The sequence below is a fragment of the Pseudomonas sp. PS01303 genome (genome assembly GCF_029959385.1).
Taxonomy (GTDB): domain Bacteria; phylum Pseudomonadota; class Gammaproteobacteria; order Pseudomonadales; family Pseudomonadaceae; genus Aquipseudomonas; species Aquipseudomonas rustica.
The window spans coordinates 1-11,106 of record NZ_JASCPK010000170.1; the positions used below are offsets into that span (position 1 = coordinate 1).

Sequence of the window (11,106 nt, forward strand, 5' to 3'; positions counted from 1 at the left end):
GAGGGATTGATCCGGGGGTGGGAGCGCAGCGACCGTTTGGCGCAGCCAAACACAGCGAGAGGAGGTGCAGCGAAGCAAACCGTAGGCGCTGCCCCCCGGATCAATCCCGGAGCGAAGGAACCCGAGCCACAGCGAGGGCCGAACGTCAGGGCACAGACCTTTTGGTTACTTTTGGGGCGTTTGCCAAAAGTGACCCGCCGTAAGGGCGGAACCATAACCAGCCACACCCGCAGCAACGGATCCACCCCAAAAAATTGACTAAAAACCCAACCCCATGCTCTCCTACACAACTTGTTACGGGTGCCCTTCACAGGGTGAAACGGGAAACCGGTGAATCATGTGCTTTACTCAAGCCATGTCAGTCCGGTGCTGCCCCCGCAACGGTAAGCGAGCGAAGCGTCAAAACCACTGTGCCCAAAAGCATGGGAAGGAGACGCTTGCAGGTCGGCCTGACGCCAACCCCTCGTGAGCCCGGAGACCGGCCCTTAACACACAGCGCGCACCTCGTGCGCAGCTGAACATAACAAACCCGCGGTGGGCGGGCGCTGTTCGAACCTCTGCGAGCCCGACCCGCAGGGGTTTTCATGCGCTCAAATCACCCACTGACACTCCAGAGGGAAGCGCCATGTCGATCATCAGCAGCACCGGCAGCAACACGGACAAAATCGCCAGCACCGCCACACTGAGCCAACGCCTGACCGCCGCGATCTTCGCGTCGATCCTCGGCGCCGGCCTGGTCTACTTCGCCGGTTTCTCGCACATCGAAGCGGTACACAACGCCGCCCACGATACCCGCCACAGCGCCGCGTTCCCGTGCCACTGAGACCTGCCGACATGATCAAGCGTATTGCGCAAACCGCAGGTTTTACCGGGCTTCTGGCTGCCCTGCTCCTCACCCTGCTGCAAAGCTTCTGGGTCTCGCCACTGATTCTTCAAGCGGAAACTTTCGAAAAATCCGAACCCGTCGCCGTGCATGAACACGCCGAAGGCGCCATGGCCGGCCACACCCACGACGCCGAAGCCTGGGAGCCGGAGCCCGGCTGGCAGCGCGTGGTTTCGACCACCGGTGGCAATCTGGTCGTCGCCGTCGGTTTCGCCCTGATGCTCGCCGGTCTCTACACCCTCCGTGCGCCCACCAAAACTTCGCAAGGCCTGCTCTGGGGTCTGGCCGGTTACGCCACGTTTGTCCTCGCGCCGACCTTGGGTCTGCCGCCTGAGTTGCCGGGTACCGCGGCGGCTGATCTGGCTTCGCGACAGATGTGGTGGATCGGCACGGCCGCGTCGACCGCTGTCGGCCTGTCGTTGATCGCGTTCAGCCGTCACTGGCTGATGAAAGTTCTCGGTGTGGCGATCCTCGCCGTGCCGCACGTGATCGGCGCGCCGCAGCCGGAAGTGCATTCGATGCTCGCTCCTGAAGCATTGGAAGCGCAGTTCAAAATCGCTTCGCAGCTGACCAACGTCGCGTTCTGGCTGGCCTTGGGCCTGATCAGCGCCTGGTTGTTCCGCCGCAAAAGCGATGGCCAATACCACGCATGACGAATGACAGCGCAGCGCCGACCTTCGTGGTCGGTCTGGGTTGCCAGCGCGGCTGCCCCGTCAGTACGCTGCGCGCGTTACTTGATCAGGCGTTACAGGCGCATCGCATTGAGTTGCAGGCGATCAAGGCCTTGGCCAGCATCGACCTGAAGCGCGACGAGCCCGGTTTGCAAGAGCTCGCCGCGCAACTGGCGCTGCCGCTGCTGTACTTCAGCAGCGAAGAACTGGCCAGTTATCAGGAACGCCTCAGCCACCGTTCCGAGATTGCTTACGAGCGCACCGGTTGCTACGGCGTCGCCGAAAGTGCCGCGCTGGCCCTCGCCGAACAGTTGATTCAGGCACCGGCAAAACTGCTGATTTCCCGACAAAAATACGCTCAGGCCACCTTCGCATTGGCCGGCGCTGCCTAAATTCCCGATAATCCCCGCCATCGATCATGAGCAATCTTCATCTGAAGTGTTGGCCGTGCCCCTTTTTCACAGGATTTAGCGATGACCGTCTACTTCATCGGCGCCGGCCCCGGCGACCCGGAACTGATCACCGTCAAAGGCCAGCGGCTGATTCGCAGCTGCCCGGTGATCATTTATGCAGGCTCGCTGGTACCGGCGGCAGTGCTGGATGGTCATCAGGCTGAAACAGTGGTCAACAGCGCCGAATTGCATCTGGAACAGATCATCGAACTGATCAAAACCGCGCACGCGAACGGTCAGGATGTGGCGCGGGTGCATTCCGGCGATCCGAGTCTGTATGGCGCGATTGGTGAGCAGATTCGTTATCTGCGCGAGCTGAATATTCCGTTTGAGATCGTTCCCGGCGTGACGGCAACGGCGGCGTGTGCGGCGTTGCTGGGGGCGGAACTGACCCTGCCGGATGTCTCGCAAAGCGTGATTCTGACCCGCTATGCCGATAAAACCGCGATGCCGGTGGGTGAGGAGCTGGGCAGTCTGGCACAGCATGGGGCGACCATGGCGATTCATCTGGGCGTTAATCATTTGCCGAAGATTCTGCTGGAGTTGCTGCCGCATTACGGCGCGGACTGCCCGATTGCGGTGATTCACCGGGCGACGTGGCCGGATCAGGACTGGGTGGTGGGGACGCTGGCGGACATTGCCGAGAAGGTTGAAGCGAAAGGGTTTCGGCGTACGGCGTTGATTCTGGTGGGTCGGGTGTTGGGGAGTGAGGTGTTTAGCGAGTCATCGTTGTATCGCGCCGGGCATGCACACCTTTACAGGCCCTGAAAGCAAAAGATCGCAGCCTTCGGCAGCTCCTACAGGGAAACACATTCCAATGTAGGAGCTGGCGAAGGCTGCGATCTTTTGATTCTGTGGCTTCAGACAATGCATTCATCACGGGAAAATGCATTGCCTGAATTGGAACTGCTGCGCAGTTCATCGGGGATAAATCCCCTCGCCACAGCGCCGTTTTTCTTGTCCGCAGCGAACACCACTTAGTAGTAGGCGTTTTCTTTCTGCGTGTGGTCGGTCACGTCACGAACGCCTTTCAGCTCCGGAATACGCTCAAGCAAAGTGCGCTCAATGCCTTCCTTCAACGTTACGTCCGCCTGGCCGCAGCCCTGGCAGCCGCCGCCGAATTGCAGAACGGCGATGCCGTCTTCAACCACATCGATCAGGCTGACCTGACCGCCGTGGCTGGCCAGCCCCGGGTTGATTTCGGTTTGCAGGTAGTAGTTGATGCGCTCGTTGACCGGGCTGTCGGCGTTGACCATCGGCACTTTGGCGTTCGGCGCCTTGATGGTCAGTTGGCCACCCATGCGGTCGGTGGCGTAGTCGACAACAGCGTCGTCAAGGAACGCTTCGCTGAAGTGGTCGATATACGCGGTGAAGCTTTTCAGCCCCAGCGCGGTGTCTTCAGGTTTTTCTTCGCCCGGCTTGCAGTAGGCAATGCAGGTTTCGGCGTACTGGGTGCCAGGCTGGGTGATGAAGACGCGGATGCCGATGCCCGGGGTGTTCTGCTTGGAGAGCAGATCAGCCAGGTAATCGTGGGCGGCGTCGGTAATGGTAATAGCGGTCATGGAAACTCCTCGCAGGCTTGGGCGCAGTTTACGCCAATCGTTGCGCCGGACAAAGTCCTAGTATTTTTGTCGGGAAAGATTCTCGTCGGGCTCGCCATCGACCCGCGCCTTGAGCCAGCGGTAACTGCGTTTTTCCACCCATTCGTAGCTCAACCACGAACCCACACCGATCGCCAGCGCACAGACGACGAACATCAAATACGGGTTGACCCCATAGCGCCGCGCGATGAAACCGCCCGCCGAGAGCACCAGCACGTGCATCAAGTACACCGAATACGAGCAGTCACCGAGCAATTTCAGCAAGCGGCTGCGCTCGACATAACGCTCCAGCGCCATGCACGACATCACCAGCACCGCACTCGGCACGCCCCAATTGAGCAGCCGTGGCGCCGGCGCCAAGTGATAAATCGCCAGCAACGCCGCGACTATCCCGGCCAGCGGCAGCCATAAACCGGCGCCGATCCAGCCGCGACGATGGAGCATGCCGATGCCAATCCCCAGCAGAAACTCGTAAACGATGTCCGAGCGATAAAATTCGCTGATCCAGCCAAACCCCGTCCACGCCTGACTCACCGCAAACAGCAGCGCCGCGACCACCAGCAGACGCACCTGCAAGCGAAACAGCAGCGCCCAGGCAAACAGCACGTAGAAGAGCATTTCGTAATTCAGCGTCCAGCCGACATTGAGCGTCGGGTAGATTCCGTAGCCGCCGGGATTTTCAGTCGGAATGAACAGCAACGACAGTAAAAAATGCCCCCAATCCACGGTTTGATCGGGCAGCAACGGCTGGGCGAACACCACCAACAACGCCATTAGCGCCGTGTACAGCCAATACGCCGGGACGATGCGAAACAGGCGATAGAGCAGAAACCGCGCGGGCGGCAGCGGCTTATTTTCGGTGGAAAGGAAGATCACCAGACCACTGATGACAAAGAACACATCGACGCCCACCGCGCCTTTGTCGATGAACCACTGCCCAATCGGCCCGCGCGCTTCGAAGTCGAAGAAAATCTGCATGAAATGGTGGCAGACCACCGTCCACGCGGCCAGCGCACGCAGGGCTTGCACTGAAATCAACATCACCGGCTCCCGTCCACACCCTCAAATCCACCTTCAATCCCTTGTAGGAACTGAGTTTGCTCGCGAAAGCGGTGGTTCAGTCAACATCATTGTTGAATGTGCCGGTGCCTTCGCGAGCAAGCTCAGCTCCTACAAGGGTTTGTGGTGTTGCTTATGGGTGGGACAGCAGGCTCGGCTTAAAAGATCAAAGATTCTCGTACCGGTTCATATCGAGCACGCCCTCTTCCACCGGGTCGGTTTCGTGGATGTAGCGGCTCAGATCATGGAAATAGAACCAGAACTGCGGATGACTGCGGCGAATCCCCCAGCGCTCGACGATTTTCTCAAATTGCGCCTGATCCCTGGCACTGTCCATGGCATCGACAAACGCCGGCACCTGATCAGCCGGGATGTTGAAGATGAAATTCGGATAGCTGCTCAGTACGCCGGGATAAATGGTCAACGTGTCCAGCCCCGGCTGATAACGCAGCGATTCCCCGGTGAGGAACGCCACATTGCTATGCGCACGGTTGCGCAGCAAGCTGTAAACCTCGCGTTTGCCGCTGGCCGTTTCAATGCGCAGCATGGTCGCTTCCGGCAACTGGTCGATCACCTTCAAACCAGCCGCTGGCCGCGAGGTCAGGCGACTCAGCGCCTGTTCGGCATTTTGCAGCGCCGGGTCGATATTCGGCCGCGAGCAATAGGCGTTGTCGCAACGGTTGATCTGGTCAGGCCGCGCATTCAGGTCGCCGTAACGCGCCAACAATTGCATGGCGAAGTCGTATTTCGGATCTTTTTCGTTGAGTTTCAGCGCGGTCGGTTTGTCGTCGTCGATCGACTCGTAATCCAGCCACATCTTGAACTGACCGCTGCTCTGGTACCAATCATCGAGGTAGTCCTCGCGGGAATCGGCGGGCATCAAGCGCAGGAAGTTCTGCTCGGCGCCGTTGCGGATCAGGTCGAAATACAGGCGGGTTTGCGCCTGATGGGAGACGTTGCCGAACACATCGAAGTTGACCGCCAACTGGTAATAAGTGCGCTCCAGCAGCGGATAGTCGAACAACCACATGGTTTGCGGCACTTCGCCGATCAGGCCTTTGGTCACCGAAGCACTGTCGAAGTGGCGGAAGATACTCAGCAACGCGTTGTCGTTGCCGGCCCACAGCGTCGACCAGCTCGGCGCAGGGACTTCGGCATAGCTGTCACGACGCAGGGCCTCGTATTCATTCCGTTTGTCGCGGTAGTTGTGCCACAGGGTCAGCACGCTGCCGACGTCGTCGTTCTGCCCCGGCATCGCCAGCAACGGCGTGGCCTGGCCGCGATAGTTCGGGTCGGTGATGTACAGGTCGTGCTCCGGGGCCTGGAACAGCGCCCAGAAGTTGTCGCGGATCACGTCCGTCGCGATCTGCCCACGGCACACCGGGCCGCGAATAAAGGTGCGGACAAAGTACTCGGCGTTATCGAGCATGAACTGATAACGCGCCTGTGCCGGAATCGCTTCGAACGTAGCGAATGGATTGGCACGGCTGTTCGGCCCATAACCGGGCAAGGCGTTGACCTGCCAGTTGCCGCTGTAGAACAGGCTTTTCACCCGCGCCATTTTCGCCGCGCTCAGCGGGTAGGTGATGTGGGTTTTGTGCACGATCACCCCTTGCACCGGCCACAAGCGGTAATACACCTGCGTGCCCGGATCGTCGTTCGGGCGGCGGGTGGCGATCAGGTCGATCGGTTGACCCGTCGGCGTGCGCGAACGCACCCACTGGAAGAAATGCCCCGGCTCGCCGTCCTTGAAATAAAGGTGCGCGAGGAACAAATGTTCGTAGAGCCAACGGCCGACCAGGCTTTCGCGGGCGCCGGGAGCGTTGAGGAGGTTTTCCCACTGAACGATTTGCAGGGATTCCTTGGCGCTCGGCGCCAGACCTTGTTCGTCAATCGGCGCACCGGAGGCGAGCCAGCGCTGCAACGTCTGGTATTGCTGATCGGTCAGGCCAGTGACCGCCAGCGGCATGCCCTCTTTCGGGTGAGCACCGGCGTAGCCTTCAAATTCGGCAGGCATTGCGCATTGATTTGCGCGGTTTAACCCCAGAACGATGTCTTCGGGCAACTTGGCGTTAGGCGTCAGCGGCGTCTTGTGCCCCAGCTCGAGCATCCGCGCCATCAGCGCCGCTTGGCTGCCCTGCGCATCGAGTACCGAATAGAAGTCTTTCTGCTGCCAGGCACGTTTGCCGAAGGCGTCATAAAACAATCGGGTGGTCGGCGCCGCTTTAGTGCGCTCGCCGTCATACACCGGCATTTTGCTCGCGCCACGGGCCGCGCCTTCGCCACTGCCAAGGTTGAGCTGGCAGGCGGAGTCGTAGCACGCATGGCAGGCCACGCACTTCTCGGTGAAGATTGGCTGGATGTCGCGGGTGTAGGAAATAGATGGGGAAATGGCAGGTGCAGCCGCTGGCTCTTGCGCCACGGCGCCCCAGCTGAGAAACAGCAACACAAAACCCATGACGCGGTAAGACATGCTGCTGATCCCGATTTTATAAAAAAACGCCGCGATTCTACATTATGACGTCCGTCCCAACATGAGCGATATTCATGCAAAAGCGCCACATGCTCTAAAACCGCACAGGTTTGTTATGATCCCGCTCCTTCGTAATGGTCTTTCCGAGTAGTCCAAATGTCCGATCGCAGCGTCCGCCTTCAAGCTCTCAAGCAAGCTCTCAAAGAGCGCATCCTGATACTCGACGGCGGCATGGGCACGATGATCCAGAGCTATAAGCTCGAAGAGCAGGACTATCGCGGCAAACGCTTCGCCGACTGGCCGAGCGACGTCAAAGGCAACAACGACCTGTTGGTGCTGACCCGCCCTGACGTGATCGGTGGCATCGAAAAAGCCTATCTGGATGCCGGCGCCGACATTCTCGAAACCAACACCTTCAACGCCACGCGTATTTCCATGGCCGACTACGGCATGGAAGAGCTGGCCTACGAGTTAAACGTAGAAGGCGCACGACTGGCGCGCAAGATCGCTGACGCCAAGACTGCCGAAAACCCGGAAAAGCCGCGTTTCGTTGCCGGCGTACTCGGCCCGACCAGCCGCACCTGCTCGCTGTCGCCAGACGTCAACAACCCGGGCTATCGCAACGTCACCTTTGATGAATTGGTGGAAAACTACACCGAAGCCACCAAAGGCCTGATCGAGGGCGGCGCCGACCTGATCCTGATCGAAACCATTTTCGACACCCTCAACGCCAAAGCGGCGATCTTCGCCGTGCAAGGCGTGTTCGAAGAGCTGCACATCGAACTGCCGATCATGATTTCCGGCACCATCACCGACGCCTCCGGCCGCACCCTGTCGGGCCAGACCACTGAAGCGTTCTGGAACTCGGTGGCGCACGCCAAGCCAATTTCCGTCGGCCTCAACTGCGCACTCGGCGCCAGCGAATTGCGTCCGTACCTGGAAGAGCTGTCGAACAAGGCCAGCACCCACGTTTCCGCGCACCCGAACGCCGGCCTGCCGAACGAATTCGGCGAGTACGACGAACTGCCGTCGGAAACCGCCAAGGTCATCGAAGAATTCGCCCAGAGCGGTTTCCTCAACATCGTCGGCGGTTGCTGCGGCACCACGCCGGGGCACATCGAAGCCATCGCTAAAGCTGTGGCCGGTTACGCGCCGCGTCAGATTCCGGACATCCCTAAGGCATGCCGCCTCTCGGGTCTGGAGCCGTTCACCATCGATCGCAGCTCGCTGTTCGTTAACGTCGGCGAGCGCACCAACATCACCGGTTCGGCGAAATTCGCCCGGCTGATCCGTGAAGACAACTACACCGAAGCGCTGGAAGTCGCCCTGCAACAGGTCGAGGCAGGCGCGCAGGTGATCGACATCAACATGGACGAAGGGATGCTCGATTCGAAGAAGGCCATGGTGACCTTCCTCAATCTGATCGCCGGTGAACCGGACATCTCGCGCGTACCGATCATGATCGACTCGTCGAAATGGGAAGTGATCGAAGCCGGTCTGAAGTGCATTCAGGGCAAGGGCATCGTCAACTCGATCAGCATGAAAGAAGGCGTCGAGCAGTTCATCCATCACGCCAAGCTGTGCAAGCGCTACGGCGCCGCCGTGGTGGTGATGGCGTTCGACGAAGCCGGCCAGGCCGACACCGAAGCGCGCAAGAAAGAAATCTGCAAACGCTCCTACGACATTCTGGTCAACGAAGTCGGCTTCCCGCCGGAAGACATCATCTTCGACCCGAACATTTTCGCCGTCGCCACCGGCATCGAAGAACACAACAACTACGCTGTCGACTTCATCAACGCCTGTGCCTACATCCGCGATGAACTGCCGTATGCGCTGACCTCGGGCGGTGTGTCCAACGTGTCGTTCTCGTTCCGTGGCAACAACCCGGTGCGCGAGGCGATTCATTCGGTGTTCCTGCTCTACGCGATCCGCGCCGGCCTGACCATGGGCATCGTCAACGCTGGCCAACTGGAGATCTACGACCAGATCCCGCAAGAGCTGCGCGACGCCGTTGAAGACGTGGTGCTCAACCGCACGCCAAACGGCACCGACGCCCTCCTCGCCATCGCCGACAAGTACAAGGGCGACGGCAGCGTCAAGGAAGCCGAGACCGAAGAGTGGCGCAGCTGGGAGGTCAACAAACGTCTGGAGCATGCGCTGGTCAAAGGCATCACCACGCACATTGTTGAAGACACCGAAGAATCGCGTCAGTCGTTCGCCCGCCCGATCGAAGTGATCGAAGGCCCGCTGATGTCGGGCATGAACATCGTTGGCGACCTGTTCGGCGCCGGCAAAATGTTCCTCCCGCAAGTGGTGAAATCCGCCCGCGTGATGAAACAGGCCGTGGCTCACTTGATCCCGTTCATCGAACTGGAAAAAGGCGACAAACCGGAAGCCAAGGGCAAGATCCTCATGGCCACCGTCAAGGGCGACGTGCATGACATCGGCAAGAACATTGTTGGCGTGGTGCTCGGTTGCAACGGCTACGACATCGTCGACCTCGGCGTGATGGTGCCGGCCGAGAAGATTCTGCAGGTGGCCAAAGAGCAGAAGTGCGACATCATCGGCCTCTCTGGTCTGATCACGCCGTCGCTGGATGAAATGGTGCACGTTGCGCGCGAAATGCAGCGTCAGGATTTCCATCTGCCGCTGATGATCGGTGGCGCGACCACGTCCAAAGCGCACACCGCGGTGAAAATCGAGCCGAAGTACAGCAACGATGCCGTAGTCTACGTGACCGACGCTTCCCGCGCGGTCGGCGTGGCGACGCAGTTGCTGTCGAAAGAACTGAAGGCCGGTTTCGTCGAGAAGACCCGTCTGGAATACGTCGATGTACGTGAGCGCACCGCCAACCGCAGCGCCCGCACCGAGCGTTTGAGCTACGCAGCGGCCGTCGCCAAGAAGCCGCAGTTTGACTGGGCGACATACCAGCCCGTTAAACCAACCTTTACTGGCAGCAAGGTTCTGGACAACATCGACCTGAAAGTCCTCGCCGAATACATTGACTGGACGCCGTTCTTTATCTCCTGGGATCTGGCTGGCAAATTCCCGCGCATCCTCGAAGACGAGGTGGTCGGTGAAGCCGCGACTTCGCTGTACAAAGACGCGCAGGAAATGCTCGCCAAACTGATCGACGAGAAACTGATCAGCGCTCGCGCAGTGTTCGGTTTCTGGCCGGCCAATCAGGTGCATGACGACGACATCGAACTGTACGGCGATGACGGCCAGCCATTAGCCAAACTGCATCACTTGCGCCAGCAGATCATCAAGACCGACGGCAAACCAAATTTCTCATTGGCCGACTTCGTTGCACCGAAAGACAGCGAAGTGACCGACTACGTCGGTGGTTTCATAACCACCGCCGGCATCGGCGCCGAAGAAGTGGCCAAGGCCTATCAGGACGCTGGCGACGACTACAACTCGATCATGGTCAAAGCCCTTGCCGACCGTTTGGCCGAAGCCTGCGCCGAATGGCTGCACCAGCAAGTGCGTAAAGAGCACTGGGGTTATGCCAAGGACGAAACCCTCGACAACGAAGCGCTGATCAAAGAGCAATACAGCGGCATCCGCCCTGCCCCGGGCTACCCGGCCTGCCCGGATCACACCGAGAAAGCCGCGCTGTTTGCCCTGCTCGACCCGGAAGCCGAAGAAATGCGTGCCGGCCGCAGCGGCGTGTTCCTCACCGAGCACTACGCGATGTTCCCGGCGGCAGCGGTCAGCGGCTGGTACTTCGCCCATCCGCAGGCGCAGTACTTCGCGGTGGGCAAGGTCGATAAGGATCAGATCGCCAGCTACACCTCGCGCAAAGGTCAGGAACTGAGCGTGACCGAACGCTGGCTGGCGCCGAATCTGGGCTACGACATCTGATCCAGCCCTGACGCACATCCCCTGTGGGAGCGAGCCTGCTCGCGAAAGCGGGCGATTATTCAACATTGATGGTGACTGACATGACGCCTTCGCCAGCAGG

Annotated in this window: 8 protein-coding genes and 1 riboswitch; of the genes, 5 read left to right on the plus strand and 3 right to left on the minus strand. The window is 59.7% G+C overall.

The window, feature by feature from the left end; all coding sequences use genetic code 11:
• The first annotated feature begins 281 nt into the window (after positions 1-281).
• Positions 282-502: riboswitch (cobalamin riboswitch) on the plus strand.
• Positions 503-625: 123 nt separating this feature from the next.
• From QMX93_RS27170 to cobM, 4 genes are all read left to right on the plus strand, one after another.
• Positions 626-823, plus strand: a complete 198-nt coding sequence (locus QMX93_RS27170) for a CbtB domain-containing protein (RefSeq protein ID WP_053120833.1) — start codon at positions 626-628, stop codon at positions 821-823.
• A gap of 11 nt (positions 824-834) precedes the next feature.
• Positions 835-1,536: a CbtA family protein gene (locus QMX93_RS27175; protein WP_159814778.1), complete on the plus strand. Its 702-nt coding sequence runs from the start codon at positions 835-837 to the stop codon at positions 1,534-1,536.
• Positions 1,533-1,946, plus strand: coding sequence for a cobalamin biosynthesis protein (locus QMX93_RS27180; protein ID WP_053120837.1), 414 nt, complete (start codon positions 1,533-1,535; stop codon positions 1,944-1,946). The genes QMX93_RS27175 and QMX93_RS27180 overlap by 4 nt, the downstream gene beginning before the upstream one ends.
• Before the next feature lie 81 nt (positions 1,947-2,027).
• A complete protein-coding gene (gene cobM, locus QMX93_RS27185; RefSeq protein ID WP_212544509.1) occupies positions 2,028-2,774 on the plus strand; it encodes a precorrin-4 C(11)-methyltransferase in 747 nt (248 codons plus the stop codon).
• A 209-nt stretch (positions 2,775-2,983) separates the two neighbouring features.
• Here the strand turns inward: cobM and nfuA are convergent, their stop codons facing one another.
• The 3 genes from nfuA to QMX93_RS27200 form a co-directional block, all read right to left on the minus strand.
• The gene (gene nfuA / locus QMX93_RS27190) at positions 2,984-3,568 is read right to left on the minus strand and encodes a Fe-S biogenesis protein NfuA (protein WP_007912592.1); all 585 of its coding nucleotides are present in this window, start codon (positions 3,566-3,568) and stop codon (positions 2,984-2,986) included.
• 57 nt (positions 3,569-3,625) lie between these two features.
• Positions 3,626-4,648, minus strand: a complete 1,023-nt coding sequence (locus tag QMX93_RS27195; protein WP_282358610.1) for an acyltransferase — start codon at positions 4,646-4,648, stop codon at positions 3,626-3,628.
• A 184-nt stretch (positions 4,649-4,832) separates the two neighbouring features.
• On the minus strand, positions 4,833-7,139 hold the full coding sequence (locus QMX93_RS27200; protein WP_282358611.1) for a fatty acid cis/trans isomerase: 2,307 nt from the start codon (positions 7,137-7,139) through the stop codon (positions 4,833-4,835).
• 156 nt (positions 7,140-7,295) lie between these two features.
• Between QMX93_RS27200 and metH the strand changes: the two genes are divergently transcribed.
• On the plus strand, positions 7,296-11,006 hold the full coding sequence (gene metH / locus QMX93_RS27205) for a methionine synthase (protein WP_282358612.1): 3,711 nt from the start codon (positions 7,296-7,298) through the stop codon (positions 11,004-11,006).
• Positions 11,007-11,106 lie beyond the last annotated feature (100 nt).